This is a genomic window from Pseudonocardia sp. Ae150A_Ps1 (assembly GCF_001932315.1).
GTDB lineage: Bacteria > Actinomycetota > Actinomycetes > Mycobacteriales > Pseudonocardiaceae > Pseudonocardia.
The window spans coordinates 2,470,550-2,496,473 of record NZ_MCIJ01000001.1; the positions used below are offsets into that span (position 1 = coordinate 2,470,550).

The 25,924-nt window shown below is 74.7% G+C and carries 27 protein-coding genes and 1 pseudogene; 21 read left to right on the plus strand and 7 right to left on the minus strand.

Annotated elements, in window-relative coordinates; all coding sequences use genetic code 11:
• Positions 1 to 35: 35 nt before the first annotated feature.
• A complete protein-coding gene (locus Ae150APs1_RS11320) occupies positions 36 to 728 on the plus strand; it encodes a TetR family transcriptional regulator (RefSeq protein WP_075297423.1) in 693 nt (230 codons plus the stop codon).
• A gap of 288 nt (positions 729 to 1,016) precedes the next feature.
• On the opposite strand, the gene purE is transcribed toward Ae150APs1_RS11320, so the two are convergent.
• On the minus strand, positions 1,017 to 1,538 hold the full coding sequence (purE, locus tag Ae150APs1_RS11325) for a 5-(carboxyamino)imidazole ribonucleotide mutase (protein WP_075297425.1): 522 nt from the start codon (positions 1,536 to 1,538) through the stop codon (positions 1,017 to 1,019).
• Positions 1,538 to 2,746, minus strand: coding sequence for a 5-(carboxyamino)imidazole ribonucleotide synthase (locus tag Ae150APs1_RS11330; protein ID WP_075297427.1), 1,209 nt, complete (start codon positions 2,744 to 2,746; stop codon positions 1,538 to 1,540). The genes purE and Ae150APs1_RS11330 overlap by 1 nt, the downstream gene beginning before the upstream one ends.
• 64 nt (positions 2,747 to 2,810) lie before the next feature.
• Between Ae150APs1_RS11330 and Ae150APs1_RS11335 the strand changes: the two genes are divergently transcribed.
• The 4 genes and pseudogenes from Ae150APs1_RS11335 to Ae150APs1_RS11350 all read left to right on the plus strand — a co-directional run bounded on the left by Ae150APs1_RS11335 (position 2,811) and on the right by Ae150APs1_RS11350 (position 7,383).
• Positions 2,811 to 3,320: a GtrA family protein gene (locus tag Ae150APs1_RS11335; RefSeq protein WP_010225131.1), complete on the plus strand. Its 510-nt coding sequence runs from the start codon at positions 2,811 to 2,813 to the stop codon at positions 3,318 to 3,320.
• A 658-nt stretch (positions 3,321 to 3,978) separates the two neighbouring features.
• Positions 3,979 to 5,379, plus strand: a pseudogene (locus Ae150APs1_RS32730) (serine hydrolase domain-containing protein); the annotation flags it as partial.
• 40 nt (positions 5,380 to 5,419) lie between these two features.
• Positions 5,420 to 6,712, plus strand: a complete 1,293-nt coding sequence (locus Ae150APs1_RS11345) for a histidine kinase (protein WP_083680068.1) — start codon at positions 5,420 to 5,422, stop codon at positions 6,710 to 6,712.
• Positions 6,709 to 7,383 carry a response regulator transcription factor gene (locus Ae150APs1_RS11350; RefSeq protein ID WP_010226365.1) on the plus strand — a complete coding sequence of 225 codons (675 nt, stop codon included), beginning with the start codon at positions 6,709 to 6,711 and terminating at the stop codon, positions 7,381 to 7,383. The genes Ae150APs1_RS11345 and Ae150APs1_RS11350 overlap by 4 nt, the downstream gene beginning before the upstream one ends.
• Here the strand turns inward: Ae150APs1_RS11350 and Ae150APs1_RS11355 are convergent.
• The gene (locus Ae150APs1_RS11355) at positions 7,380 to 8,654 is read right to left on the minus strand and encodes an ATP-binding protein (protein WP_075297429.1); all 1,275 of its coding nucleotides are present in this window, start codon (positions 8,652 to 8,654) and stop codon (positions 7,380 to 7,382) included. The two genes, Ae150APs1_RS11350 and Ae150APs1_RS11355, sit on opposite strands and share 4 nt — an antisense overlap.
• Before the next feature lie 165 nt (positions 8,655 to 8,819).
• Here Ae150APs1_RS11355 and Ae150APs1_RS11360 point away from each other — a divergent pair, with 165 nt between their 5' ends.
• Positions 8,820 to 9,119, plus strand: a complete 300-nt coding sequence (locus tag Ae150APs1_RS11360; RefSeq protein ID WP_075297431.1) for a hypothetical protein — start codon at positions 8,820 to 8,822, stop codon at positions 9,117 to 9,119.
• Here Ae150APs1_RS11360 and Ae150APs1_RS11365 read toward each other — a convergent pair.
• A complete protein-coding gene (locus tag Ae150APs1_RS11365; RefSeq protein WP_075301995.1) occupies positions 9,106 to 9,762 on the minus strand; it encodes a response regulator transcription factor in 657 nt (218 codons plus the stop codon). The genes Ae150APs1_RS11360 and Ae150APs1_RS11365 overlap by 14 nt on opposite strands.
• 65 nt (positions 9,763 to 9,827) lie before the next feature.
• Between Ae150APs1_RS11365 and Ae150APs1_RS11370 the strand changes: the two genes are divergently transcribed.
• The gene (locus Ae150APs1_RS11370) at positions 9,828 to 10,652 is read left to right on the plus strand and encodes an inositol monophosphatase family protein (protein ID WP_083680069.1); all 825 of its coding nucleotides are present in this window, start codon (positions 9,828 to 9,830) and stop codon (positions 10,650 to 10,652) included.
• The gene (locus tag Ae150APs1_RS11375) at positions 10,645 to 11,106 is read left to right on the plus strand and encodes a MaoC family dehydratase (protein ID WP_075297433.1); all 462 of its coding nucleotides are present in this window, start codon (positions 10,645 to 10,647) and stop codon (positions 11,104 to 11,106) included. The genes Ae150APs1_RS11370 and Ae150APs1_RS11375 overlap by 8 nt, the downstream gene beginning before the upstream one ends.
• Here the strand turns inward: Ae150APs1_RS11375 and Ae150APs1_RS11380 are convergent.
• The 3 genes from Ae150APs1_RS11380 to Ae150APs1_RS11390 form a co-directional block, all read right to left on the minus strand.
• A complete protein-coding gene (locus tag Ae150APs1_RS11380; RefSeq protein ID WP_075297435.1) occupies positions 11,094 to 12,029 on the minus strand; it encodes a hydroxymethylglutaryl-CoA lyase in 936 nt (311 codons plus the stop codon). The genes Ae150APs1_RS11375 and Ae150APs1_RS11380 overlap by 13 nt on opposite strands.
• Positions 12,026 to 12,637, minus strand: a complete 612-nt coding sequence (locus Ae150APs1_RS11385; protein WP_075297437.1) for a PH domain-containing protein — start codon at positions 12,635 to 12,637, stop codon at positions 12,026 to 12,028. The genes Ae150APs1_RS11380 and Ae150APs1_RS11385 overlap by 4 nt, the downstream gene beginning before the upstream one ends.
• A gap of 69 nt (positions 12,638 to 12,706) precedes the next feature.
• Positions 12,707 to 13,576 (minus strand): biotin--[acetyl-CoA-carboxylase] ligase, encoded by an 870-nt coding sequence (locus Ae150APs1_RS11390; RefSeq protein ID WP_010226377.1) that lies wholly within the window; start codon positions 13,574 to 13,576, stop codon positions 12,707 to 12,709.
• A gap of 143 nt (positions 13,577 to 13,719) precedes the next feature.
• Here Ae150APs1_RS11390 and Ae150APs1_RS11395 point away from each other — a divergent pair, with 143 nt between their 5' ends.
• From Ae150APs1_RS11395 to Ae150APs1_RS11455, 13 genes are all read left to right on the plus strand, one after another.
• Entirely contained in the window at positions 13,720 to 15,360 is a 1,641-nt protein-coding gene (locus Ae150APs1_RS11395; RefSeq protein ID WP_075297439.1) for an acyl-CoA carboxylase subunit beta, read from the plus strand.
• Positions 15,360 to 15,608 (plus strand): acyl-CoA carboxylase epsilon subunit, encoded by a 249-nt coding sequence (locus Ae150APs1_RS11400; protein ID WP_060574896.1) that lies wholly within the window; start codon positions 15,360 to 15,362, stop codon positions 15,606 to 15,608. The genes Ae150APs1_RS11395 and Ae150APs1_RS11400 overlap by 1 nt, the downstream gene beginning before the upstream one ends.
• Positions 15,609 to 15,763: 155 nt before the next feature.
• On the plus strand, positions 15,764 to 16,249 hold the full coding sequence (locus tag Ae150APs1_RS11405; RefSeq protein WP_075297441.1) for a hypothetical protein: 486 nt from the start codon (positions 15,764 to 15,766) through the stop codon (positions 16,247 to 16,249).
• Positions 16,250 to 16,270: 21 nt separating this feature from the next.
• A complete protein-coding gene (locus tag Ae150APs1_RS11410; protein WP_083680070.1) occupies positions 16,271 to 17,443 on the plus strand; it encodes a histidine kinase in 1,173 nt (390 codons plus the stop codon).
• Positions 17,440 to 18,063 (plus strand): response regulator transcription factor, encoded by a 624-nt coding sequence (locus Ae150APs1_RS11415; RefSeq protein WP_075297443.1) that lies wholly within the window; start codon positions 17,440 to 17,442, stop codon positions 18,061 to 18,063. The genes Ae150APs1_RS11410 and Ae150APs1_RS11415 overlap by 4 nt, the downstream gene beginning before the upstream one ends.
• A gap of 10 nt (positions 18,064 to 18,073) precedes the next feature.
• Positions 18,074 to 18,703, plus strand: coding sequence for a nucleoside triphosphate pyrophosphatase (locus Ae150APs1_RS11420; protein ID WP_075297445.1), 630 nt, complete (start codon positions 18,074 to 18,076; stop codon positions 18,701 to 18,703).
• A complete protein-coding gene (locus Ae150APs1_RS11425; RefSeq protein WP_075297447.1) occupies positions 18,700 to 19,158 on the plus strand; it encodes a nuclear transport factor 2 family protein in 459 nt (152 codons plus the stop codon). Before Ae150APs1_RS11420 ends, Ae150APs1_RS11425 begins: the two co-directional genes overlap by 4 nt.
• Before the next feature lie 29 nt (positions 19,159 to 19,187).
• Positions 19,188 to 20,078, plus strand: coding sequence for a sulfurtransferase (locus tag Ae150APs1_RS11430; RefSeq protein WP_075297450.1), 891 nt, complete (start codon positions 19,188 to 19,190; stop codon positions 20,076 to 20,078).
• Positions 20,075 to 20,524 (plus strand): SufE family protein, encoded by a 450-nt coding sequence (locus Ae150APs1_RS11435; RefSeq protein WP_010224170.1) that lies wholly within the window; start codon positions 20,075 to 20,077, stop codon positions 20,522 to 20,524. Before Ae150APs1_RS11430 ends, Ae150APs1_RS11435 begins: the two co-directional genes overlap by 4 nt.
• Before the next feature lie 163 nt (positions 20,525 to 20,687).
• Entirely contained in the window at positions 20,688 to 21,629 is a 942-nt protein-coding gene (locus Ae150APs1_RS11440) for a TIGR04222 domain-containing membrane protein (RefSeq protein WP_075302001.1), read from the plus strand.
• Positions 21,630 to 21,770: 141 nt separating this feature from the next.
• Positions 21,771 to 22,622, plus strand: coding sequence for a DUF692 domain-containing protein (locus Ae150APs1_RS11445; RefSeq protein ID WP_075302003.1), 852 nt, complete (start codon positions 21,771 to 21,773; stop codon positions 22,620 to 22,622).
• Positions 22,619 to 23,092, plus strand: a complete 474-nt coding sequence (locus Ae150APs1_RS11450; RefSeq protein WP_139316874.1) for a hypothetical protein — start codon at positions 22,619 to 22,621, stop codon at positions 23,090 to 23,092. Before Ae150APs1_RS11445 ends, Ae150APs1_RS11450 begins: the two co-directional genes overlap by 4 nt.
• A gap of 154 nt (positions 23,093 to 23,246) precedes the next feature.
• The gene (locus tag Ae150APs1_RS11455) at positions 23,247 to 25,022 is read left to right on the plus strand and encodes an acetyl/propionyl/methylcrotonyl-CoA carboxylase subunit alpha (RefSeq protein WP_075297454.1); all 1,776 of its coding nucleotides are present in this window, start codon (positions 23,247 to 23,249) and stop codon (positions 25,020 to 25,022) included.
• Positions 25,023 to 25,924 lie beyond the last annotated feature (902 nt).

Below are 25,924 nucleotides of genomic sequence, written 5' to 3' on the forward strand. Positions count from 1 at the left end.
GCCACCGGGCAATGTCCCTTGCTACCCTCCGTGCCATGACGATCAGCACGCGTCGCGGGCGTTCCGCCGAGGGGCGCGCCGAGGTCCGGCGCGATCTGGTCGCCGCCGCGACGCAGCTGTTCACCGAGCGCGGCTACGACGAGACGACCGTCGACGACATCGCTGCGGCGGCCGGGGTCGGCCGCCGGACGTTCTTCCGGTACTTCCGCGGCAAGGAGGACGCGCTCTCGCCCGACCACGAGCGCGGCCTCGCCCGGATCTCCGAGGTGTTCGACGGCGCGCACCCCGACGAGCCGCTGCCGTCGCTGGCACTGCGTGCCGCGGAGACCGTGTTCGACCTCTACACCGACGACTCCCGGGTGGCCCGGCTGCGGTTCGCCCTCGTCGGGTCGGTGGAGGCGCTGCGCGACCGGGAGGCGGCCTCGGTGCACCACTACCGCCGCCTGTTCACCCGGGAGCTCACCGCGCGGCTGACCGGCCGTCCCGACGGCGAGCTGCGGGCCGCGGTGACGGCGGCGGCGCTGGTCGCGGCGCACAACCAGGCGTTGCGTCGGTGGCTGGCCCTCGGCGCCCGCGGGGCCGACCTCCCGGACTGCGTGGACCACTTCCGCAAGGTGGCGACGATGCTGCCGCTGGAGACGGACCGCGCGGCCGAGCCGGACCTGGAGGACGTGACCCGCCGGCTGGAACGGGCGGCACGGGCGCTGGAGCGCGGTCGCGAGCCCTGATCCGGGCCCGGACGTGCGTGATCCCCGGGCCGCACCGGGCGGTGCGCGCAGCCGAACCGGACAAGGCTCGGGCCCGGGGATCACGGGTGACCGTCGGGAACTCGCCGGCACCACACCGGCTTCCACGACCGTCTCTCCGGACGGGTTCTCCCCGCCGGAGCAGAACGTGGTGCTAGCTGACGGCCACCTCACGTGTCCTGCTGTAGCTCATCTGCTGGACCACCTCCTTTCCCGTGTACCGACACCGTACGCACGTGATCGGCGACGACGCCACGGGAAATTCTCCGTTCACTCCTCGCCGCGGGCGGTGGCGCGCAGGGCGGCGTCCTTGTCGAGCACGCTCCGCTCCAGGTCGGCCTGGTACTCGAGCATCGCCGCGCGCAGCGACTCGTCCCCGGCCCCGAGGATCCGGACCGCGAGCAGCCCGGCGTTGCGGGCGTTGCCGACGGCGACGGTCGCGACCGGCACCCCGGCCGGCATCTGCACGATCGACAGCAGCGAGTCGAGCCCGTCGAGGTACTTCAGCGGCACCGGGACGCCGATCACCGGCAGCGGCGTCGCGGCGGCGACCATGCCGGGCAGGTGCGCGGCGCCGCCGGCCCCCGCGACGATGGCCTGCAGGCCGCGGTCGGCGGCCGACGCGGCGTAGTCGAGCATCCGCTGCGGGGCCCGGTGCGCCGAGTAGACACCGACCTCCCACGGCACGCCGAACTCGTCCAGCGCGGCCCCGGCGGCACTCATCACGGGCCAGTCGGAGTCGCTGCCCATGACGACGCCGACGCGCGGGGACGCGGGGGTGGGAGCGGCCATCAGGAGTCCTCTCGGGGGTCGTCGCCGTGCACCGACCAGCCGTCGGCCCAGGTCGCGGTGGCCAGCCAGGTCGCGGCCAGCTCGGCACGCCCGCGCACCGCGGGCTCGTCGGTGCCCAGCACGGTCACGTGACCGATCTTGCGGGCCGGGCGCCCGTCCTTCGCGTAGAGGTGCACCTTCGCGTCTGGGAAGCGGGCGAAGCAGTGGTGCAGCCGCTCGTCCATCGACATCGCGGGCTCGTCCGGCGCGCCCAGCACGTTGGCCATCACCGCGACCGGCGCGACCGGGGCCGTCGAGCCGAGCGGGTAGTCGAGGACCGCGCGCAGGTGCTGCTCGAACTGCGACGTCGTCGAGCCCTCGATCGTCCAGTGCCCGGAGTTGTGCGGCCGCATCGCCAGCTCGTTGACGACGACCTCCCCGGCCCCGGTCTCGAACAGCTCGACCGTCATCAGCCCGGTCACGCCGAGCTCCTCGGCGATCCGCAGTGCGAGCCCCTGGATCCGGGCGGCGGCGTCGGGGTCCAGGCCCGGCGCGGGCGCGGTGACCCGGGCGCACTGCCCGTCGACCTGCAGGGTCTCCACCACCGGCCAGGCGGCGGCCTGGCCGAACGGCGAGCGGGCGACGCTCGCGGCCAGCTCGCGGGTCATCGGCACCGCGGACTCGGCCATCAGCGGGGTGCCGCTCTCCAGCAGGTCGGCGACCAGCGCGTCGGTCTCCGGTCCGCCGGAGCGCAGGAACCAGACCCCGCGGCCGTCGTACCCGCCGCGGACCGCCTTGAGCACGACCGGCCAGCCGTGCTCGTCGCCGAACCCGGACACGTCCGACGGCGCGGTGACCGCGGTGAACGCCGGGACCGGCAGGCCCATCCCCGACAGCCGCCTGCGCATCACCAGCTTGTCCTGGGCGTGCACCAGCGCCTCCGGCGACGGGCGCAGCGGGATCCCGGCGGCGGCGAGCGGCGCGAGCACCTCCTGCGGGACACCCTCGTGGTCGAAGGTGACCGCGGAGCAGCCGGTGGCGAGCTCGCGGAGCGCGGCGCCGTCGTCCGGGTCGCCGATCACGACGTCCGGCGTCACCCGGGCGGCCGGGTCGGTGCCCGACGCCGCCAGGACGCGCAACGTCTGGCCCAGCGCGACGGCGGCCTGGGCGGTCATCCGGGCGAGCTGGCCCCCACCGACCATGCCCACCGTGGGCACGTTGCCGGGCATCGGGCTCCTCGACGTCTCAACCCTCTCCACGAGACGGGAAGCCTAATCTGGCACGATCTCAGGAGTGACGGTGGTGGACGCGACGCTCCGGCGAATCCCCCAGCCGTACCGCGACAAGGCCATCAAGCACCGGGAACTCATCAAGTTCCTGATGGTCGGCGGCACCACGTGGGTGATCGACACGGCGGTGTTCCTGCTGCTGAAGGCCTTCGTGCTCGACACCAAGCCGGTGACGGCGAAGGTGATCGCGGTGCTGGTGGCGACGATCGTCTCGTACGTCCTGAACCGGGAGTGGTCGTTCCGCACCCGGGGCGGGCGCGACCGGCACCACGAGGCCGCCCTGTTCTTCCTGATCAGCGGGGTCGGCGTCGCGGTCTACTCGGCGCCGCTGTGGGTCTCCCGCTACGTGTTCGAGCTGCAGGTCCCGGTCGTGTCGCTGGTCACCCAGGAGTTCTCCGACTTCGTCGCGGGCCAGATCGTCGGTACCCTGGTCGGGATGGCGTTCCGCTGGTGGGCGTTCCGCCGGTTCGTCTGGCCGGACCAGTTCGTGCGGCGCCAGCCCCCACCCGCGTAGCACCCCGCCTCCTCCGGAGGTCGGAGACCGGAGTGCCGTCGCAGGCCCGATGTGCCCGGCCGCGCCGCCGGACAGGCTCGTCACATGACGATCTCCCGACGGGCACGGCTGCTGGCCGCCGCCCTCTGCGCCGTCGCGCTCCCGGTCCTGACCGGGTGCGCCGCGGCCGCACCCGCGGTCCCGCCCGGGCCGCCGCCCGCCGCGACCGCACCGCTCACGCCCGCCGACGTCAGCGCATGGCTGGACGGCATGGTCCCGGCCGCCCTGGACCGCACGGGGATCGCCGGGGCGGCGGTCACCGTCGTCCGGGACGGCGAGGTGGTCGCCGCCGGCGGCTACGGCGTCGCCGGCGACGACGGGGCCCCGGTCGACCCGGCCGCCACGCTGTTCCGGGTCGGGTCGGTCTCGAAGGTCGCGACCGCGGTCGCGGTGCTGCAGCAGGTCGAGCAGGGCCGGATCGACCTCGACGCCGACGTCCGGCGGTACCTGGACTTCCCGCTGCCCCTGCGGTTCGAGCCGCCGGTCACGATGCGGCACCTGCTCACCCACACCGCGGGCTTCGAGGAGCGGGTGCGCGGGATGATCGTGTTCGACGGCGACCCGGGCCCGGTGCGCGACACCGTCGCCACCGCCCCCCCCCCCGGAGCAGGTCTTCGCCCCGGGCACCACGCCCGCGTACTCGAACTACGGCTACTCGCTGGCCGGACACGTCGTCGAGCGGGTGACCGGGGAGCCGTTCGCACAGTACGTCCAGCACGCGGTGCTGGACCGCGCGGGCATGACGTCGTCGACGTTCACGCAGCCGCTCCCACCCCGGCTCGCCGGCCGGGTCGCCGACGGGTACGCCGCCGCGGGCACGCCCGCGATCGGCTTCGAGAGCTTCCGGGACGTACCCGCCGGGGCGCTCACCGCTCCCGCGACCGACCTGGCCCGGTTCGCGTCCTCCCTGCTCGGCACCGGGACCCCGCTGCTGGCCCCGCAGACCCTGGCCCTCATGCAGCGCCCCGCCCTGGACGCGGGCACCCTGGGCCCGCTGGCCGAGGGCCCGCGGATGACACTGGGCCTGTTCGACGAGGGGCGCGACGGGCGCACCGTCCTGGGGCACGGCGGGGACACCACGGCGTTCCACTCCCACCTGCAGCTGCACCCGGAGCAGCGGGTCGGCGTGTTCGTGACGCTGAACGGCACCGGCCGTGCCCCGGCGGACAGCCTGCGGCTGCGCTCGGCGCTGCTCGACGGGTTCACCGACCGGTACGTGCCCGCGCCCGCCACCGTGCCCGCGGAGACCACCGGGCCCGCGGAGCCCGGGCCGGGCGCGGCCGAGCGGGCCGCCGCCGTCGCCGGTCGCTACGAGAGCGCGCGGTCGCCGTTCAGCACGTTCCTCGACGTCCTGAACCTCATGGGCCAGACGCGGGCGTCGGCCGGGCCGGGCGGCACGCTGGTCCTGTCCCCCGGCGTCGCGCGGACCGAGCCGGTCGTCTACCGGGAGATCCGGCCGTGGGTCTGGCAGGAGGCAGGCGGGGAGCAGGTCGTGTCGGCACGCACCGAGGACGGCCGGGTCACGGCGCTCGGCGCGGAGTCGGCGTTCACGCTGTTGCGCACCACGCCCGTGCGGGACTCCGCGGTCGTGCTGCCGGTGCTCGCCGCCTCGGTCGTGCTGCTGCTGGGGGCACTGGTGGCGTGGCCCGCCGGCGCGCTGGCCCGCCGCCGGTACGGCGTCGTCGCGCCGGTGTCCCCGGGCCGCGCGGACCGGGTCGCCACGGGCCTGACCCCGCTCGGCGCGGGGTGCGCCGTCGTCGCGGTCGCCGGGTGGGCGGCGGTGGTCGGCGCCGTGTCCGGCCTCGTCGACGTCCCGGTGCCGGTGCTGTACGGGATGCAGGCGCTGCAGTGGGTGGCGACCGGCGCGACGGTGGCCGCCGCGGTCGCGGTGGTCACCGGCGCCCGCGGCGGCATCGGCCGGTCCCGGACCGCCGGACGGGTCCTGGTGCTGCTCGGGCTCGCCGGGACGGCCTGGGTGGCCCTCGCGTTCGGGCTGCTCACGCCCGACCTCGGCTACTGATCGTTCTACGATCGTGCTGCCCGAACGGAGACCGCACGCCATGACCGTCCCCGCACCGCCCGCCGGCCGCCTCGCCGTGCGTGCCGACCGCGCGCTCACCGCGGCCGGGCTGACCGGACCGTTCAGGCGGGACGCCGCGCTCGCCGTGCTGCTGGCCGCGGTCACGGTGCTGCTGCTGGCGGTGGCCTCGGCCGATCCGGTCGTCACCGACCTGGTGGGCCCGGTGCCCGCCACCCTCCAGGCCCTCGTGGCGGGCCAGACCCTGCTGCTGTGCCTGCGCCGGGTCGCGCCGGGTTCCTGCCTGATGCTGGTGGCGGTGGCCCAGGCCGCCCTGTCGCTGCTCGCACCGCTGGAGGTGACGGTCCGCGGGCCCGCCACCGCCGTGGCGGCCTACACCTGCGGGACCGCGCTCCCCGCCCGGCGTAGCGGGTGGCTGGTGGCCCTCGCGGCCCTGGCCGAGACCGGCGGGATCGTCCTCGCGGCGGCCCGGGCCGGCGGGGTGACGGGGTCGACGCCGGCCGAGGTCGTCTCGGGGGTCGCGGTGCTCGCCGTCGGCGCGCTCGCCGGGTCGTGGGTCGCGACCCGGCGCCGCTACCTGGAGCTGGTCGAGCTGCGGGCGGGCGAGGCCGTCGCCGTACAGCGGGCCCGGGCCGACGCGGCCGTCCGGCGGGAACGGACGCGGATGGCCCGCGAGCTCCACGACATCGCCGCCCACCACCTGTCCGCGATGGTCGTGCAGGCCGGCGTGGTGGAGCAGCTCGTCGAGCGCGACCCGCCGACGGCCCGGCGCACGGCGGGCGAGCTGCGGCAGCAGGGCCGGCGCACGCTGCGCGACCTGCGCACGGTCGTCGGGACGTTGCGGGAGCCGGGCGTCGTCGAGGACCCCGGCACGGACGCGCCCGTCCCCGGCCTGGCCGGACTGGACCGGCTGGTGGACCAGGTACGCGCGCTCGGGACCCCGGTCGTCCTGGAGTGCCGCGGCGAGCAGCCGGCTCCGGCGCCGATCGCCGACGTCACCTGCCACCGGGTCGTGCAGGAGGCGCTGGCCAACGCGCGTGAGCACGCGCCGGGGGCCGCGGTCCGGGTCGCCGTCACCACGGCGCCCGGCCGGGTGCTCGTCGAGGTCGAGAACGACCCGCCGCTGTCCCCGGCGGCCGCCCGGGAGCCCCGGGACGGCACGCGCGGGTACGGGCTGGTCGGCATGCGGGAGCGGGCGCAGCTGGTGGGGGCCACGTTCGAGGCCGGTCCGACGACGGAGGGCGGGTGGCGGGTCCGGCTCGCGGTCCCCGTCGAGCAGGACGAGCCGGACACGACGACGGAGGACACGGCGTGATCAGGGTGGTGCTGGCCGACGACCAGTCGGTCGTCCGGGCCGGGTTCCGGGTGTTCCTGGAGCTGGCGGGGGACGTCGAGGTCGTCGGCGAGGCGGCCGACGGCCCTGGCGCGGTCCGCCTGGCCCGCGAGCTCGCCCCGGACGTCGTCTGCATGGACGTCCGGATGCCCGGCGGCAACGGGCTGGCCGCGACCCGGGAGATCGTCTCCGGGCCGGCTCCGGCGCCGGCGGTGCTCGTCGTGACGACCTTCGACCTGGACGAGTACGTGTTCGGTGCGCTGGAGGCGGGGGCCGGCGGGTTCGTGCTCAAGGACACCGGCCCGGACGACCTGGTGCACGCCGTCCGCAGGCTGGCCGCCGGGTACGGCCTGGTCGACCACGCCGTCACCCGGCGGGTGATCACCGAGTTCGCACGCCGCAGGCCCGCCCCGGACGAGCTGCCCCCGGTCCCCGTCACCCCGCTCACCCCGCGGGAGTCCGAGATCGTGCGGCTGCTCGCCCGCGGGATGTCCAACGCGGAGATCGCCGACGAGCTGGTCGTCGAGCTCAGCACCGTGAAGTCGCACCTCGGGCGGGCCATGGCCAAGATCGGTGCCCGGGACCGGGTGCAGACCGTCGTGTGGGCCTACCGCAGCGGGATCGCGGACGTCCCCGGCCGGCCCGGCGCCTAACGCGGCCCGGGGCGGTCGGCGGGCGAGGCGGTGGCGGCGACGTCGTCGGTGCGTGCGGCAGGCAGGTAGATCCGGAACACCGGCGGCCGGGCCCGGTACAGCTCCAGCCGCCCGCCGTCGGCCTCGATCAGGGTCCGGGCCAGTGCGAGCCCCAGACCGGTGGACGACTGCGCGGACACGCCGCGGTCGAACACGTGCGGCACGAGCTCCTCCGGCACCCCGGGCCCGGTGTCGGAGACCTCCACCTGCAGGGAGTTGTCACCGGTCCGCGCGGTGATCGTCACGGTGCCGTCGCCGTGCTGCAGGGCGTTGTCGACGAGTGCGCCGACGGCCTCCCGCAGCCGGGCGGCGGTGACCCGGGCGAGCATCCCCTCGGGCACCCGCAGCCGCAGCGAACGGCCGGCCGCCGTGAGGGGCTCCCGCCACTCACCGGCGGCGGCCTCGATCGCCTCGGACAGGTCCACCGGCTCCGCGCCGACCGCGCGGGCGGCACGGGCCGACTGGAGCAGGTCGTCGAGGACGCCGGTCAGCCGCTCGGTCTGCTCCAGCGCGGCCAGTGCCTCGCGACGGGCGTCCGGGTCGGGGTGGGTGGACAGCTCGTCGAGCCGCAGCTGCAACGCGGTGATCCGGCTGCGGAGCTGGTGCGAGACGTCGCCGACCAGCGACCGCTCGCGTTGCAGCAGCTGCGACAGCGCCGTCGCCGACGAGTCGAGCACCTCGGACACGCGGTCCAGCTCGGCGATGTCGTAGCGCGCCGGGGCCCGCCGGAAGTCCCCGGCGCCGAGCCGGGCGGCGCGGGCGGCGAGGTCGCGCAACGGGTCGGACAGCCGCCGGGCGGTGTAGATCGCGACGCCGGTGCCCACCGTGACCGAGAACCCGACCAGCAGCACGACGACGCCGACCACCTGGGTCTGCTGCGACCGCATGACGGCGGTCGGCTGGGCCAGCGTGACCGTCCCGCCGGGACCGAACGGCAGCTGCTCCTCGACCGGGTCGACGACGACGTCCGCGCCGAAGACGAGCGGGGGCCCGTCCGGCGTGACGATGGTGAGCCTGCTGTTCGGCGGGATCGCGGCCTGGACGACGTTGACCGGCGGGCTGTCGCTGTCGACGTCCTCGAGGGTCTTGGTGAGCGACTCGAGGCGCTGGGTGAGCTCGGCACGGGTGAAGTCCTCCACCAGCTGCCAGGTGGCCAGCGCCAGCGGCCCACCGAGGAACAGGGCCGTCACCGCGACGGTGAGCAGCGTGGAGACGAGGATCCGGCGGCGCACGATCCGTGAATCTAGTGGATACGCATCCGACGCACCGGGAATCGATCAGCCGGGGATCAGGACGACAATTACCCCGGTTCCGATGATTGACGCAATTCTGCCGATGGCGATACCTTCTCCCGCCCTCGACCTCGGTCCTCGGGTGTCCGGTACTGGGGAGGACGTGTGGGAGCACGCCGCCCGTTCCTCGGTCACGTCGTGGTCGCCCTCGCCGCGACCGCGGGCGCCGTGCTGCCGGGAGCCGTGGACCCGGATGGCCCGGGCGAGTACATCCGGAACTACACGACGCAGTCGAGCTGCCACATCCGTGGCGAGTCGATGGCGCACCGGAATCCGCTGAAATGGTCCGGATGGATCTGCGTCGCCGACGGGGGCGGCCCGTCCGACCCCAGCACGTGGGCGCTCTACCTGACCCCGCGCCACCTGACCCCGCACTGGCACGGCCGGCCGTTCAGTCGTGGTTGAAGCGGAACCCCACGCCGCGCACGGTGGCGATCCGCTTCTCGCCGCCGATCTTGCGGCGCAGCCAGGACATGTGCATGTCCAGGGTCTTCGACGACTTCATGTCCGCGTCGCCCCACACCGAGTGCAGGATCTCCGCGCGGGTCACGACCTGCCCCGAGTGGAGCATCAGCACCCGCAGCAGCTCGAACTCCTTGTTGGCGAGGGTCACCTCCTCGCCGTCGAGCAGGACCCGCCGGCCGGAGAGCTCCATCCGGAGACCCCCGACCTCGACGACGTCCTGGGTGCGCCGGCGCAGCAGGGCCCGGACCCGGGCCAGCAGCTCGGCGAGCCGGAACGGCTTGGAGACGTAGTCGTCGGCCCCGGCGTCGAGCCCCACCACGAAGTCCACCTCGTCGGTGCGCGCGGTGAGCATCAGGACCGGCAGGTCCGCCTGGGTCGCCCGGACCCGGCGACACACCTCGAGGCCGTCCATCCCGGGCAGGCCCAGGTCGAGGACGAGCAGGTCCACCGGATCACCGGTGACCCGTTCCAGGGCCGCGACTCCGTCGGCGACGACCTCGACGTCGTAGCCCTCGCGCTGCAGGGCGCGGGACAACGGCTCGGCGATCGCCGCGTCGTCCTCGGCCAGAACCACGGTGGTCATCTCGCTCAGCATAGGACTCCGGGTGCCCGGAACCGTGTCGGTGCGAACTGGCATGCTCGCCGAACGTGGACCCCGAGCCGAACGTGCCCGCCGACCCGAGTGATCTCGATCTCGCGCTGCGGCTGGCGGACCTCGCCGACGCCATCACCCTGCCCCGGTTCCGGGCCGCCGACCTGCGGGTCACCCGGAAGCCGGACCGCACGCCCGTCACCGACGCCGACACCTCCGCGGAGGACGCGATCCGCGCCGCGCTCGGCCACGAGCGCCCGCGCGACGCGATCCTCGGCGAGGAGCGCGGCGGCGACGTCGACGGAGCCCATGCGGCCGGTCGCGGCTGGGTGATCGACCCGATCGACGGCACCAAGAACTTCTCCCGCGGCGTCCCCGCCTGGGCGACGCTGATCGCGCTCGTCGTCGACGGCGTCCCGGTGGCCGGGGTCGTGAGCGCGCCGGCGCTGCAGCGGCGCTGGTGGGGCTCGGCGGGGGCCGGGGCGTGGGCCCGGGACCTGCCGTCCGGGACACCGCGCCGGATCGCGGTGTCCGGGGTCGCCGACCTCGCCGACGCCTACGTCTCCACCACGAACCAGGACACCTTCCGCACCGAGCCCGGCCCCGTCCCCCGGGACGGCTGGACCCGGCTCACCGAGGCGTGCTGGGAGTCCCGCGGGTTCGGCGACTTCTGGCAGCACGTGCTGGTCGCCGAGGGCGTCCTCGACGTGGCGGTGGAGCCGGCCGCGAACCCGTGGGACCTGGCCGCACCGGCCGTCGTCGTCGCCGAGGCCGGTGGGCGGCTCACCGACCTGACCGGGGAGCCGACCTGGTCCGGCGGGCACGGCCTGACCAGCAACGGCCTCCTGCACGACACCGTCGTGGAGGTGCTCCGTGGCTGAGATCCACTTCGAGGACCTCGCCCCGGGCACCGTCTTCGACCTGGGCACGGCGCTGGTGGACCGCGAGGAGATGATCGCGTTCGCCCGCCGGTTCGACCCGCAGCCGTTCCACCTCGACCCGGAGGCCGGGCGGGCCTCGGTGTTCGGGGACCTGGCCGCGTCCGGCTGGTTCACCGCGGGTCTGTGGATGCGCGCCTACGTCGACAACCTGCTCAGCCGTTCGGCCGGGCTCGGGTCACCGGGCGGCGACGAGGTCTCCTGGCCGGCGCCGGTGTTCGCCGGGGACGAGCTGCGGGCCGCGATGGAGGTGCTCGACGCGCGGGTCTCCCGGAGCCGTCCGGAGCTGGGCCTGATCACGCTGCGCGGGACGATGACCCGCGTCTCCGACGGCGTGCTCGTCTACCGCTCCCGGTTCGTCGGGATGTACGGGCTCCGCGAGCCTCAGTCCTCCTGAGCGAGCGCGGTGACCACCCGCGACGGCGACGGCCGCCCCAGGTGCCCGGCCATCCAGACGCTGGTGTCGACCAGCTTCCGCAGGTCGGCGCCGTGGTCGATGCCGAGACCGTCGAGCATCCACACCAGGTCCTCGGTGGCGAGGTTGCCGGTGGCGGACCCGGCGTACGGGCAGCCGCCGAGGCCGCCGGCGCTGGCGTCGACCGTCGTCACGCCGTACCGCAGTGCGGCCAGGGTGTTGGACAGCGCCTGGCCGTAGGTGTCGTGGAAGTGCACGGCGAGCCGGTCGGTCCCGACGCCACGGCCCACGCAGGCGTCGAGCACCGCCCCGACGTGCGCCGGGGTCGCGACCCCGATCGTGTCGCCCAGCGAGAGCTGGTCGCAGCCCATCTCCATGAGCCGGGCGCCGACGGCGGCGGCCTGGTCCGGGTCGACCCCGCCCTCCCACGGGTCGCCGAACACCATCGACACGTAGGCCCGCACCCGCAGTCCCTCCCGCACCGCCCGGGTGACGGTCGGGGAGAACATCGCGAACTGGTCGTCGAGCGTGCGGTTGAGGTTGCGCTTCGCGAACGTCTCCGTAGCGGAGGCGAACACGGCGACGTGGTCGCAGCCCGCCTCGATCGCACGGTCCAGCCCGCGCTCGTTCGGGGTGAGCACGGGGTAGTCGAGTCCGTCACGCCGGTCCAGGACGGCGAGCAGCTCCGCGGCGTCGGCGAGCTGGGGCACCCACCTCGGGTGCACGAAGCTGGTCGCCTCCAGCGTGCGCAGCCCGGCGTCGGCGAGCCGGTCGAGGAACTCGGCCTTCACCGCGACCGGGACGACGGCCTTCTCGTTCTGCAGGCCGTCCCGCGGGCCGACCTCGTAGATCTCGACCCGTTCCGGGAGCCCGGGGTCGCGCACGGTCACGGGCAGGCTCGTCATGACGCTGTCCTCTCCGGCACGGCCCGCGGTTCCTCCGTGCTCCCTCGCTGCGGTGGCTCGGCCATCCTGCCCCGGACTGCGGCGTCGGCGTGCCCCCGCAGGGCTGTGTGCTGCCTCTCCCGTTCCGCCGTGCGGCGGGTCTCGGCGAGCCGGCCGATCTCCCGGTGCAGCCGGGCCTGCACCCGCTCGACGGCGGGGACGTCGGCGAACCGCAGCCGCTCACCGGCGACGTCGAGCAGCAGGGTGCCGTAGCCGAGCACCCGCCCGGCCACCGTCGACCGGACGCGGACGGCGTCGATCCGGTCCACCGGGACGTCGAGGCCGTCCCGGCCGACGACGCCCTCCCGGACCAGGAACCGGTGGTTCGTGACGACCAGGTGCGAGCACCGCCACCGCAGGATCGGCAGGACGCTCCAGCGCAGCGCCGCGAGTGCCGCGACCGCGGCGAGCAGCGCCCAGGTCTGCAGCCGGACGACGGCGGCGCCGAACCCGGCGAGCGCCGTCAGCAGGACGAGGACGGCGGCCGGCCACAGGCACAGCCGCCAGTGCGGGCGTCCGTGCAGCACGAGACGCTCGTCGTCGTCGAGCGCGTCGTCCGGGAACGCCATGAGCCACACGGTAGGCCGGTCACCGGCGGCCGCGCCCGCGACGCGCGGAGCGGAACGCCCAGGTCAGCGCTACGGGTGATCCGCGGGACGCAGGTGCACGATGTCGCCGGCCGCCACCGCGACACGCTGCCCGCCGTCCGGGTGGACCAGCAGCCTGCCCTGCGGGTCGACGTCCTCGGCCATGCCGATCAGCTGGTCACCACCGGGCTTCTCGACCCGGACCCGGGCACCGAGGCTGGCGCAGCGGGACCGGTAGTCGCGCCGCAGACCCGACGCCTCGGCGTCGCCGCCGGCGTCGCGCCAGTCGGCCTCGCGCCGGTAGAGGTGGGCGAGCAGGGTCGTCGCGACCTCGGAGCGGGTCGCGGCGAGCCCGTGCGCGGCCAGCGACGTCGCCCCCCACGGCAGGTCGGTCGACGGCGTGGAGACGTTGAGCCCGATGCCCAGCACCACACCCGGCCCACCGCCGGAGACCGCCGTCATCTCGGCGAGGATCCCGGCCGCCTTGCCCAGCGACGGACCCGCGAGCAGGTCGTTCGGCCACTTCAGGGCCGCCGGCAGGTCCGGGGCCAGCTCGGCGATCGCGTCGATCAGCGCCACCCCGGCGAGCATCGGCAGCCAGCCGAGCCGGTCGGCGGGCACGCCCTCGGGGCGCCACAGCACCGACATCGTCAGGGCCGCACCGGGCCGGGAGGTCCAGGTGCGGTCCAGCCGTCCACGACCGCGGACCTGTTCCTCGGCGATCAGCACGGAGCGGTCGGGGGCACCACGGCCTGCCTCGGCGAGCAGGTCGGCGTTGGTCGAACCGGTGGACCCGACCACGTCGAGCGCCGTCCAGCCACCCGCCGGACGGAGTACGGCCGTGCGCAGCGCGTAGACGTCCAAGCGGCCGTCGGTGTGGTCGTCGCACCCGCTCGGATCGGAGTTCGTCCCGGTCGTCATCACCGCGCACCGTAACCGTCGGGCACCGCAGCGTGGCCCACGGCAGGGACGCGGATCGGTAACGACTCACCGCGCCTCGCACGATCGGCTGCGGCGGACGTCACCCCTGATGATCGGCACCCACCGGGTTAGAGTCCGAGCCCATGAGCGCCGCAACGGAGCCGATGGCGACCCCGGACGACGGTGAAGCGACCCCGGACGTCCACACCACGGCGGGCAAGCTCGCCGACCTGTACCAGCGTTTCGACGACGCGATCCACGCCGGATCGGAGACCGCGGTCGAGCGGCAGCACGCGAAGGGGCGGCAGACCGCCCGCGAGCGCATCGACCAGCTGCTCGACCCCGGTTCGTTCGTCGAGCTCGACGCCCTGACCCGGCACCGGTCCACGAACTTCGGGATGCAGGAGAAGCGCCCGTTCGGTGACGGTGTCGTGACCGGGTCCGGGACGATCGACGGCCGACCGGTCGCCGTGTTCTCCCAGGACGCGACGGTGTTCGGCGGAGCGCTCGGCGAGGTCTACGGCGAGAAGATCGTCAAGGTCATGGACCTCGCCGAGAAGATCGGCTGCCCGATGATCGGGATCAACGACGGCGGCGGGGCCCGGATCCAGGAGGGCGTGGTCGCCCTCGGTCTGTACGGCGAGATCTTCACCCGCAACGTCCGCAGCTCCGGCGTGGTCCCGCAGATCTCGCTGATCATGGGCCCGTGCGCGGGCGGTGCGGTCTACTCCCCCGCCATCACCGACTTCACCGTGATGGTCGACGAGACCAGCCACATGTTCATCACAGGCCCGGACGTGATCAAGACCGTCACCGGTGAGGACGTCGACATGGAGGAGCTCGGCGGCGGCCGGGCGCACAACTCGAAGTCCGGCGTCGCGCACTACCTCGCCGGCGACGAGTCCGACGCGCTCGACTACGTCAAGCAGCTCCTCAGCTTCCTGCCGTCGAACAACCTGTCCGAGCCGCCGACGTTCCCGGCCCCGGAGCCGACCGAGGGCTCCATCACCGACGGGATCACCGACTCCGACAGCGAGCTGGACACACTGATCCCGGACTCGCCGAACACCCCGTACGACATCCGCGAGGTCATCAACCGGGTCGTCGACGACGAGGACTTCCTCGAGGTCCAGGAGCTGTGGGCGCCGAACATCGTCGTCGGCTACGCCCGCGTCGAGGGCAGCAGCGTCGGGATCGTCGCGAACCAGCCGACCCAGTTCGCCGGCTGCCTCGACATCGACGCCTCGGAGAAGGCCGCCCGGTTCGTGCGGACCTGCGACGCGTTCAACATCCCGGTGCTGACCTTCGTCGACGTGCCCGGGTTCCTGCCCGGCACCGACCAGGAGTGGAACGGCATCATCCGCCGCGGCGCGAAGCTGATCTACGCCTACGCCGAGGCGACCGTCCCGAAGGTCACCGTGATCACCCGCAAGGCCTACGGCGGCGCGTACGACGTGATGGGGTCGAAGCACCTCGGCGCGGACGTCAACATCGCCTGGCCGACCGCGCAGATCGCCGTCACCGGCGCGCAGGGTGCGGTGTCCATCCTGTACCGCAAGGAGCTCAAGGGCCTGGAGGGCGACGAGCTCGCCGCCCGGCGCGCGGAGCTGCAGCAGGACTACGAGGACACCCTCTGCAACCCCTACATCGCCGCCGACCGGGGGTACATCGACGCGGTCGTGCCGCCGTCGCACACCCGCGGCTACGTCGGCCGGGCGCTGCGGATGCTGTCCACCAAGCGGGAGCAGGGGCCGACCCGCAAGCACGGGAACATCCCGCTCTGATGGCCGAGTCGCAGGAGACCGCCGAGGCCACCCCGGAGGAGCGGCGTGCGCTGTTCCGGGTCGTCCGGGGCACCCCCGCCGACGACGAGCTGGCCGCGCTGACCGCGGTCCTCGCCGCCGCGGCGAGCGCCGGCGGGCCGGCGGAGCCGGAGCGGGCGCCGGACCTGTGGTCGCACCCCGCGGCCCAGCTCCGCGCCCCGCTGGTCGCGGGCCCCGGCGCCTGGCGCGCCTCCGGCCTGCCCCGCTGACCCACCCTCCGTCCCGCTCACCGTGCGGCCCGGCCGCACACATTCGACGTGAACCGGACGGCTGATCTCCACCCCCGGGTGGAGGGCGGGGATCCACCCGGGATCGGCGCCCGGGCCGACGCGGACGGCGGGCCCCGCGGGCGATCGTCGTCGGCATGGATCCCACCTCGCTCGTCGTGACCGTCGCCGTCGTCGGCCTCGTCCTCTACAAGCAGTTCTCCGGCCGGTTCGTCGGCGGCCGCGACACGGTCCTGCCGTTCGTGGTCGTCGGGATCGGCCTGGTCACCCTGGCCACCGCGCACCCGGCCGTCACCGGGCCGGGGACCACGCTGCTCGCCGCCGAGATCGTGCTCGCCGCCGGGCTGGGCGTGGTCCGCGGGTACGCGTTCCGGCTGGAGGCGCGGGACGGGTACCTCTTCCGCAGCGGCTCGGCCGCCCTGCTCGGGGCCTGGGCGCTGACGATCGCCGTCCGGATCGGCGCCGAGCTGCTGGGCGGGCCCGCCGGTGCGGGTGCCCTGATCGCGACGACGTCCGCGCTCGTCTTCGGGGCGAGCCTCGCCGTGCAGGCGGTCGTCCTGCGGCGCCGGGCCGCCGCGAGCGGGGTCCCGATCCGGCCGGGCCGGTCCCGGGCCGCCGCCTGAACCGTGTGCCAGGGTGAAACGGTGAACCCGGCGACGGCCCCGGGGCCCGGGGCCCGGCGCGGGTACGACCGCGCGCTGGGCACCGGGCTGCCGCGGCGACTGCTGTCGCTGTTCTGGCTGCCGGTGATCGTCGGGCTGCTGTTCCTCGTCCCCAACCAGCACGTCTCCCCGCCCTGGCTGTACGCCGGCCTGGTCCCGGCCGTCGGCGGGTGGCTGGTGTTCGCGTTCGTCCCGGCGCCGGGACAGCGGTGGACCGTCGCCACGGTCGTCGCCCTCGCAGCCGGCGGCCTGGTCCTGCTGTACGGCTCCGCCGGGTGGACGACGTCCGCGGCGTTCCCGCTGCTGGCCGCGTTCTGCGCGGGGATCCGGCTGCCCACCCGGCAGGCGGCCGTCCTCGGCGGGCTGGTCACCGTCGCCCTCGTGGTCGTCGTCGGGCCCTACGGCTCGGTCTGGGACCCGATGCTCGTCGCCGGCACGACGATCGTGCTGATGCTGTTCGGGATGGCCCGCCGGGACGCCGCCCGTCGCGCCGAGGAGCACGAGCAGGCGCTCGTCGACGGTGCGCGGGCCCGTGAGGAGCACGCCCGCGCCGAGGCGATGGCCGACCGCGCGCGGGTCGCCCGCGACGTCCACGACGTGCTGGCGCACTCGCTGTCGGCGCTCGCCGTCCAGCTGCAGGGTGCCCGGCTGATGGCCCTGCGCGACGGCGCCGCCGAGGACACGGTCGCGCAGATCGAGCGCGCGCAGCAGCTCGCCTCGGACGGCATCACCGAGGCCCGGCGCGCGGTGCGGGCGCTGCGCGAGGGGCCGGTACCGGTGGACCTGGCCGCCGAGCTGCACGAGCTGGCAGCCGCCCATCCGGATGCGACCGTCCGCGTCGAGGACGGTCTGCGGCTGGGGCCGCGCGAGGGCGAGACGGTGCTGCGCACCGCGCAGGAAGCACTGAGCAACGCCCGCAAGCACGCACCGGGGGCACCGGTGACCGTGTCGCTGCGCACCCGCGACGGTGCCGCCGAGCTGGAGGTCCTCGACTCCGCGGGCGGCCCGCCCCCACCCGGCGACGGCGCCGGGTCCGGTCTCACCGGCATGGCCGAGCGTGCAGCGCTCGCCGACGCCGAGCTGGAGACCGGCCCGTCGGACGACGGGTGGCGGGTGTGGCTCCGGCTGCCGGCGGGCGGGAGGATCACCGGATGAGCGCGTTGCGGGTGGTGCTGGCCGACGACCAGCGGATCGTCCGGGACGGGCTCGCGACGGTGCTCGGGCTGCTGGACGGCATCGAGGTCGTCGAGCTCGTCGCGGCGCTGGCCCCGGACGTCCTGCTGACCGATCTGCGGATGCCCGCGGGCGACGGCGTGTCCGCGACCCGGCGGGTCCGGGAGGGCCGGTCGGGCACCGCCGTCGTCGTGCTCACGACCTACGTCGACGACGACGCCGTGGTCGACGCGATCGCCGCCGGTGCGTCCGGCTGGCTGTCCAAGGCCGCCGACGCCGAGGCCATCGGCCGGGCGCTGCGCTCGGCAGCGGACGGGGTGTCCACCGTGGACGCCACGGTGCTCGCCCGGCTGGTGGCGTCCCGCCCGGCCGGAGCGCCGGTCGCGGAGCGGGAGCCCCCGGACGGGCTCACCCCGCGCGAGATCGAGGTGCTCGCGCTGATCGCGGAGGGGCTGTCGAACACCGAGATCGCCCGCCGGCTCGTGGTCGGCGAGGCGACCGTGAAGACGCACGTCAACCACCTGTTCGCGAAGGCCGGGCTGCGGGACCGCGCGCAGGCCGTCGGGTACGCCTACCGGCACGGACTCACGCGCGCCCGGTAGCGTCCGGCGGGTGCGCCTGGTCCTCGCCTCCGCCTCCCCCGCCCGCCTCGGAGTCCTCCGCGCCGCGGGCGCCGACCCGCTCGTCGAGGTCTCCGACGTCGACGAGGACGCCCTCCTCGCCGCCCACCAGGACGCCGACCCCGCCCGCACCGTGACGCTGCTGGCCGCCGCCAAGGCCGCCGCCGTCGCGGAGCGGATCGCCGGGGACCACCCGGACGCCGTGGTGATCGGCTGCGACTCCATGCTGCTCGTCGACGGCGACCTGGTCGGCAAGCCGCACGACGCCGAGACCGCACGACGCCGGTGGAAGGCGATGGCGGGCCGCGACGGCGAGCTGCTCACCGGGCACGCGGTGCTCCGGCTGTCCGGCGGCGCCGTCGTGCGGGAGGCCGAGGGCCACGCGGGCACCGGGGTGCGCTTCGCCGAGCCGACCGACGCCGAGCTCGACGCCTACCTCGCGAGCGGCGAGCCGCTGAAGGTCGCCGGGGCCTTCACACTGGACGGGCTGGGCGGGTGGTTCGTCGAGGGCATCGACGGCGACCCGTCGAACGTGATCGGGATCAGCCTCCCGCTGGTCCGCCGGCTGCTCGGCGGGATCGGCGTGAGCGTGGTCGACCTCTGGAGCAAGGAGAACCCGTGACCGACGAGTCGCGTCCCCCGTTCCCGCCGTTCGGCGAGGCGTCCGCACGGGCGAAGGTGCTCGCCGCCGAGGCGGCCTGGAACACCCGGGACCCGCGGAAGGTGGCGCTCGCCTACACACCCGACACGGTGTGGCGGAACCGCGACACCTGGGTGCACGGTCGCGAGGAGGTCGTCGCGTTCCTGACCGCCAAGTGGGAGCGGGAGCTCGACTACGCGCTGCGCAAGTCGCTCTGGGCCTACCGGGGCGACCGGATCGCCGTCCGGTTCCAGTACGAGTGCCGGGACGCGAGCGGGCAGTGGTGGCGCTCCTACGGGAACGAGAACTGGGAGTTCGCGGAGAACGGCCTGATGCACCGGCGTGAGGCGAGCATCAACGACGTGCGGATCGACGCGTCCGAGCGGCGCATCCACGGGCCGCGTGCCGAGGATGACGACTCCGACATCCCGGTGTGAGTGTCGGGCCCCGCGGTTACCCTCGCGCCATGGCTGTCGCGAACGACTCCGACCCGAAGCTCGCCGAGTACGCGCACCCCGAGCGCCTGGTCACCACGGACTGGCTGGCCGAGCACCTGAAGGATCCCGGCCTCGTGGTCGTGGAGTCCGACGAGGACGTCCTGCTCTACGAGACCGGCCACATCCCCGGCGCGGTGAAGGTCGACTGGCACACCGAACTGAACGATCCCGTCACCCGCGACTACGTCGACGGCGCCCGTTTCGCCGAGATCATGTCCGAGCGCGGGATCGGCCGGGACACCACGATCGTCGTCTACGGCGACAAGAACAACTGGTGGGCCGCCTACGCGCTGTGGGTGTTCCAGCTGTTCGGCCACGCCGACATCCGGCTGCTCGACGGCGGCCGCGCCAAGTGGATCGCCGAGGGCCGCGAGACCACCACCGACACGCCCTCCCCGCAGCCGGCCGACTACCCGGTCGTCGAGCGCGACGACGCGCGGATCCGTGCCTTCAAGGACGACGTGCTCGCCCACCTGGGCAAGCCGCTCGTCGACGTGCGCTCCCCGCAGGAGTACACGGGCGAGAAGCTGCACATGCCGGACTACCCGCAGGAGGGGGCCGTCCGCGGCGGCCACATCCCGGGCGCCGCGAGCGTGCCGTGGGCCCGCGCCGCCGCCGAGGACGGGTCCTTCAAGACCCGTGCCGAGCTGTCGGCGATCTACGAGCAGGAGCAGGGCCTGAAGCCCTCCGACGACGTCGTCGCCTACTGCCGGATCGGTGAGCGTTCCAGCCACACCTGGTTCGTGCTGACCTACCTGCTGGGCTTCGACTCGGTCCGCAACTACGACGGTTCCTGGACCGAGTGGGGCAACGCCGTGCGGGTCCCGATCGTGCAGGGTGAGGAGCGCGGGTCGGCGTGACGGACCGTACCGAGACGCTCCCCCCGGAGCTCGCCGAGCTGGTCGACGACTTCGCCGCCGTCGGCCCGAAGGACCGTCTGCAGCTGTTGCTGGAGCTGTCCCAGGAGCTGCCGGACCTGCCGGAGCGCTACGCCGACGCCGCGGACACGATGGAGCAGGTGCACGAGTGCCAGTCGCCGCTGTTCCTCACCGTCGAGGTCGACGACGGCGGTGACCGCCCGGTCCACCTGTTCTTCTCGGCGCCCAAGGAGGCACCGACGACCCGGGGCTTCGCGTCGATCATGTACACCGGCCTGGACGGGCAGCCGGCCGCGACGGTCCTGGCCGTCCCGGACGACTTCTACACCGATCTCGGCCTGGCCGAGGCCGTGAGTCCGCTGCGGCTCCGCGGCATCTCGGCGATGCTCGCCCGGATCAAGAACCAGGTCCGGGCCGCCACCGCCTGACCGGGCAGGACACCTCACGCCGACGGGCGGGGCCGCGGATGCGGCCCCGCCCGTTCGTCTCCGCGGAACCTCAAGTCTCGGTGAAATCGGATGGCCACCGCCGTGACCGGGCGCACACTACTTCGAACGACGAAGTGTCACGTCGCCGCAGGGGGTGGTGGAGATGGGCACGAACCTCACCGACGCGACCTGGGGGATCCCGGGTCCGACGTTCCTGGTCCTCGTCCTGGTCGCCGGGTCGGCCGCCGTCGTGGCCGCGGTCCACCGGCGGCACCGGATCGCGGCGGGCGACCGCCGCGGCGGGCGCGGACTCGACACCCGCCCGGAGGACGTCGCCTACCTCAACGGCGGCCCCGATCTCGCCGTGTACGCGGCGCTGTCGGCGATGCACGTCGACGGGACCGTGATCACTTCCGGCCGCACGACCGGCCAGGTCCGGGCCGGGGGCCCGCTCACCCGGGCGGCGACCCCGCTGCAGCGCGCCATCCACCGTTCGGCACAGCGGCTGACGCCCGGCCGGGCGCTGCGCACCCACGAGCCGGTCCGCACCGAGCTGGCCCGGATCGCGCAGCGGCTGGAGACGGCCGGCCTGCTCCTCTCCCCCGCCGACCGGCGCCGGTACCGGGCCGCGGCGTGGCTGCCGGGGGCCGTCGCGCTGGTCGGGGTGGTGCGGATCGGGGCCGGGCTCGGCGCAGGCCGTCCGGTCGGCTACCTGTTCCTGACGGTCGTCGTGCTGGGGGTGGTCACGGCGGTGCTGGCCGCGCGGGTCCCGCACCGGACCGCGGCCGGGACCGCCGCGCTCGGCTCCGTCCGGGTGCTGCACGAGTCGCTCTCCCCCACGATGCGCCCGGACTGGACCGCGGCCGGTGCGACCGCCGCGGCGCTGAGCGTCGGCGCGTTCGGCATGGGGGCGATGCTCGCGGCCGAGCCCGCGTTCGCCGAGGAGCTCGCCGCGCAGAAGATGGCGGCGCTCGGCGGCGGCACCGGCGGCGGGTGGTCCGGCTCAGGCGGCTCCGGCGGCTCGACCGGCTTCTCCGGCGGCGACGGCGGCAGCAGCGGTGGCGGCGGGGGCTGCGGTGGCGGCGGCGGTGGGTGCGGCGGCTGACGTGGGCGCCGCGACCGGGCACCGCCCGACGGACTGCCCCGGGGGATCGGGATGGCCGTCCTCGCAGCTCCTCCTGTGGGGGGTGTGGAGCTGCGGGGACGGCCCGGGCCGTGCACGTCCGCGTGGTCACGGGTGGCGGCGATGAGCGGGGGCCCGAGGGGCACCGGCGCGGGCTGGCGGAGCCCGATCGCGGCCGTCCTGGACGACGTGCCGGATCTCGGGTTCCACGAGGTGATCGCCGAGTCGATCCGGCCGGACGCCGTGCCCGCGTCGCTGGTGCAGCGCGACGTCGTCGTCCACGGGGTGCGGCTGTCGCTCGGATCGCCGGAGGCTCCCGACCCGGCACGGGTCGCGCACCTCGCCGCCTGCGCGTCCGCGACCCGGGCGGTGCTGGTCAGCGAGCACGTCGCGTTCGTCCGCGGTGGTGGCCTGGAGGCCGGCCACCTGCTCCCGCTGCCGCGGACCCGGGAGGTGCTCGACGTGCTGGCCACGAACGTCGCGCGCACCCGCGCCGAGCTCGACGTGCCGCTGGCCCTCGAACCGATCGCGGCCCTCTTCGACTGGCCCGACGACGAGTTCGGCGAGGCCGAGTTCCTGCAACGCCTGCACGAGCGGACCGGCGCGCCGCTCCTGCTCGACGTGGCGAACATGCACGTCAACGCCCGCAACCGGGGTCGTGACCCGCGGGCGGAGATGGACGCGCTGCTGGCCGGGCTCCCGCCGGGGGCGATCGCGTACTGCCACGTCGCGGGCGGTGCCGAGCACGACGGCCTGGTCCACGACACGCACACCGATCCGGTCCCGGCCGCCGTCCTCGACCTGCTGACACACGCCGTCGACCGGCTTCCGGAGCCGCCGCCGGTGATGCTGGAGCGCGACGGCCGCTACCCGCCGGCCGCCGAGCTGCGGGCGGAGCTGGCGGCGATCGCGGCGGCGGCCGGGCACCCGTCACCGTGCGGCCCGGCCGGGCGCGGGCGGGTGCGGCCGGGATGAACGCCCTGTGGAGCCCCGGCTCCGACGACCCGCGGCCCCCCGGGCCGGCCCCGCCCGCCGGCTCCCTCGCCGGACGGCAGGCCGCACTCGTCGCGGCACTCGTCGCCGGCGGTCCGGACCCCGCGGGCATCCCCACCCACCTCCTCACCGCGACCCGGACGGCTCTGCTGCGGAAGCGGGCCGGTGCCGCCGCGGCCGCGTGGCCGCTCCTCGCGGCCGGGATCGGCCCGGAGTGGCCACGGGTGTTCGCGGACCGGTTCGCGGGCGTGCCGCCGTACGGCGCGGAGCGCGAGGGCTGGGACCTGGCCCGCGAGCTCGACGCCGCCGGGGCGCTCGGTCCCGGTGCGTCCCGGGAGCTGGCCGACCGGGAGCACACGTTCCGCTACGACGGCCGCACCGCCCCGTCCCGCCGGTCGGCGGTGTCGCGGGGGTTCCACCGGTGGTGGCGGGGTGGCCCGTCTCACCTCTGAACCGATCACGACCAGGTTCGGGGACCACGGACGGGTGGTGACGTTGCCATCACCACACTCCCTCCCGGGGTTTATCCGGGATCTCGCTCCTACACTCCCCGGTAACCCTGCGCCGGAGCATCGGGCCGGCGCTCGCGACCGGAGGAGTTCGACCGTGCCCGCACTGAGCAAAGTGCTCGTCGCCAACCGCGGCGAGATCGCCGTCCGTGTGATCCGGGCTGCGAAGGACGCGGGCCTGGGAAGTGTCGCCGTCTACGCGGACCCGGACCGGGACGCGATGTTCGTACGTCTCGCCGACGAGGCGTTCGCGCTGGGCGGGTCCACCGCCGCAGAGTCCTACCTCGACATCGACAAGGTCATCGGCGCCGCGAAGCAGGCCGGTGCCGACGCGATCCACCCCGGCTACGGCTTCCTGTCGGAGAACGCCGACTTCGCCCAGGCCGTGATCGACGCCGGCATCACCTGGATCGGCCCGTCCCCGCAGTCCATCCGCGATCTCGGTGACAAGGTCACCGCCCGGCACATCGCCACCCGCGCCGGCGCCCCGCTGGTGCCCGGCACCAAGGACCCCGTCTCCGGCGCCGACGAGGTGCTCGCCTTCGCCGACGAGTACGGCCTGCCGGTCGCGATCAAGGCCGCGTTCGGCGGCGGTGGCCGTGGCATGAAGGTCGCCCGCGAGCGTTCCGAGGTCGCCGAGCTGTACGAGTCCGCCGTCCGTGAGACGACCGCCGCGTTCGGCCGTGGCGAGTGCTTCGTCGAGCGCTACCTCGACCGCCCGCGGCACGTCGAGACCCAGGTGATCGCCGACCAGCACGGCAACGTCGTCGTCGTCGGGACGCGGGACTGCTCGCTGCAGCGCCGCTTCCAGAAGCTCGTCGAGGAGGCGCCCGCGCCGTTCCTCACCGAGGAGCAGGAGAAGACGCTCTACGACGCGTCCAAGGCGATCTGCAAGGAGGCCGGCTACTACGGCGCCGGCACCGTCGAGTTCCTCGTCGGCGAGGACGGGATGATCACCTTCCTCGAGGTGAACACCCGGCTGCAGGTCGAGCACCCGGTCTCCGAGGAGACCACCGGCATCGACCTGGTCCGGCAGATGTTCCGCATCGCCGAGGGCAAGGAGCTGGAGTTCACCGAGGACCCGGCGCCGCGCGGGCACGCGATCGAGTTCCGGATCAACGGCGAGGACGCCGGCCGCAACTTCCTTCCGGCCCCCGGCACCGTCGAGCGGATCTGGTACCCGTCGGGCCCTGGCGTGCGGATGGACGCCGGTGTCGAGGACGGCTCCGTCATCGGCGGGCAGTTCGACTCGCTGCTGGCAAAGCTGATCGTGTCCGGCGCGGACCGGAAGCAGGCGCTGGAGCGGTCCCGCCGCGCGCTGGCGGAGTTCCAGGTCGAGGGCATGGCCACCGTGCTCGACTTCCACCGGCTCGTCGTCTCCGACCCGGCCTACGCCGCGGAGACCGGCGACGACTTCGCCGTGCACACCCGGTGGATCGAGACCGAGTGGGACAACACGGTCCCCCCGTTCGAGGGCGGCGCCGGAGCCGACGCCGAGACCGGCGAGCGGCAGTCCGTGGTCGTCGAGGTCGGCGGCCGGCGGCTCGAGGTCTCGCTGCCCGGTGATCTCGCCCTGGGCGGCGGCAGCGGCGGTGGCGGCCAGGCGAAGGCCGCGCCGCGCAAGCGGACCGGCAAGGGCGGCGGGACCAAGGTGTCCGGCGACGCCGTCACCGCGCCGATGCAGGGCACGATCATCAAGGTCGCCGTGGCCGACGGCGACACCGTCTCGGCGGGCGACCTGATCGTCGTCCTCGAGGCGATGAAGATGGAGAACCCGGTCACCGCCTCCAAGGACGGCACCGTGACCGGCCTCGACGCCGAGCAGGGCGCCTCGATCTCCCAGGGCACCGTGATCTGCGAGATCAAGGACTGAGCCGGCTCGACGCCCGTTGACCGGCGGTGCCGGTCCATCCCCGTTGACCGGCGGCGCCGGTCGATCTAGCGTGCTGCTGCCACGCACACCGCGCAGGTGCCCGTGGCAGCAGCACGACGACTGCACCACAACTGCACAGAGCCGACCCGTGTGCCCGATCCACGGGGCCCGGAACCATCGCCACGCGGAGTACCGCGCCGCGGATCCACTCACCACGCAGCCCGGCCGCGCCGTGAGCCGTCATCAGCTCGACCGAGACGCACAGGATCCGTCATGCCCCCCACATCGCTGTACGTGACGACACACGTCCACACCGACGGCCCAATCCCGGGCCCGCACTCCCTGCTCACCCTGGCCTCGTCCGCGTACCGCGCGGACGGTGTCCCGATCGGCACCTTCACCGCCAACCTCCGGGAACTGCCCGGGGCCACCCTGCACCCGTCCTCGCTGGAGACCTGGCGGGACCGGGCGGAGGACTGGCTCTGGACCCGGCGAGCCGCACGCCCGCCGGCCCAGGTCGCGCACGCCTACGCCGCCTGGGTGGAGTCCCTCGGCGGACGGCCGGTGTTCGTCACCGCCCCGGAGGACCCGGACCACCTGTTCTGCTACTGGTACCTGCAGCGGTTCGCAGGCCGGTGGCCGTTCGCGGGGCTCGTCCCCGCGTCCGCTCAGCGGGTGCCGGACGGCCGGCGACCTCCGTACCGCCCCGGCGGCCTGAGTCACCCACGGACGCACCCCCGTCCGCGCCGGTTCGCGACCGGCGCGGGCGGGGGTGTCGCCGTGTCCGGGCCGGTTCACGACGGCGGCCGGTGCGCGGGACGGGGTGCGGGGCGCCGCGCTGGGACGAGACCACGCCGTGGGGCCGGGCAGAATCGCTGCCTCAGGCAGCGATTCCACCGGTG

Excerpts from the sequence above, each read along its gene's own strand:
- Ae150APs1_RS11405 (WP_075297441.1), top strand. The coding sequence starts at position 15,764 with ATGGATCCCACCTCGCTCGTCGTGACCGTCGCCGTCGTCGGCCTCGTC.
- Ae150APs1_RS11365 (WP_075301995.1), bottom strand. The coding sequence starts at position 9,762 with ATGACCACCGTGGTTCTGGCCGAGGACGACGCGGCGATCGCCGAGCCG.
- Ae150APs1_RS11430 (WP_075297450.1), top strand. The coding sequence starts at position 19,188 with ATGGCTGTCGCGAACGACTCCGACCCGAAGCTCGCCGAGTACGCGCAC.
- Ae150APs1_RS11395 (WP_075297439.1), top strand. The coding sequence starts at position 13,720 with ATGAGCGCCGCAACGGAGCCGATGGCGACCCCGGACGACGGTGAAGCG.
- Ae150APs1_RS11345 (WP_083680068.1), top strand. The coding sequence starts at position 5,420 with ATGACCGTCCCCGCACCGCCCGCCGGCCGCCTCGCCGTGCGTGCCGAC.
- Ae150APs1_RS11320 (WP_075297423.1), top strand. The coding sequence starts at position 36 with ATGACGATCAGCACGCGTCGCGGGCGTTCCGCCGAGGGGCGCGCCGAG.
- Ae150APs1_RS11400 (WP_060574896.1), top strand. The coding sequence starts at position 15,360 with ATGGCCGAGTCGCAGGAGACCGCCGAGGCCACCCCGGAGGAGCGGCGT.
- Ae150APs1_RS11415 (WP_075297443.1), top strand. The coding sequence starts at position 17,440 with ATGAGCGCGTTGCGGGTGGTGCTGGCCGACGACCAGCGGATCGTCCGG.
- Ae150APs1_RS11385 (WP_075297437.1), bottom strand. The coding sequence starts at position 12,637 with ATGGCGTTCCCGGACGACGCGCTCGACGACGACGAGCGTCTCGTGCTG.
- Ae150APs1_RS11380 (WP_075297435.1), bottom strand. The coding sequence starts at position 12,029 with ATGACGAGCCTGCCCGTGACCGTGCGCGACCCCGGGCTCCCGGAACGG.
- Ae150APs1_RS11390 (WP_010226377.1), bottom strand. The coding sequence starts at position 13,576 with ATGACGACCGGGACGAACTCCGATCCGAGCGGGTGCGACGACCACACC.
- Ae150APs1_RS11445 (WP_075302003.1), top strand. The coding sequence starts at position 21,771 with ATGAGCGGGGGCCCGAGGGGCACCGGCGCGGGCTGGCGGAGCCCGATC.
- Ae150APs1_RS11440 (WP_075302001.1), top strand. The coding sequence starts at position 20,688 with ATGGGCACGAACCTCACCGACGCGACCTGGGGGATCCCGGGTCCGACG.
- Ae150APs1_RS11450 (WP_139316874.1), top strand. The coding sequence starts at position 22,619 with ATGAACGCCCTGTGGAGCCCCGGCTCCGACGACCCGCGGCCCCCCGGG.
- purE (WP_075297425.1), bottom strand. The coding sequence starts at position 1,538 with ATGGCCGCTCCCACCCCCGCGTCCCCGCGCGTCGGCGTCGTCATGGGC.
- Ae150APs1_RS11330 (WP_075297427.1), bottom strand. The coding sequence starts at position 2,746 with ATGCCCGGCAACGTGCCCACGGTGGGCATGGTCGGTGGGGGCCAGCTC.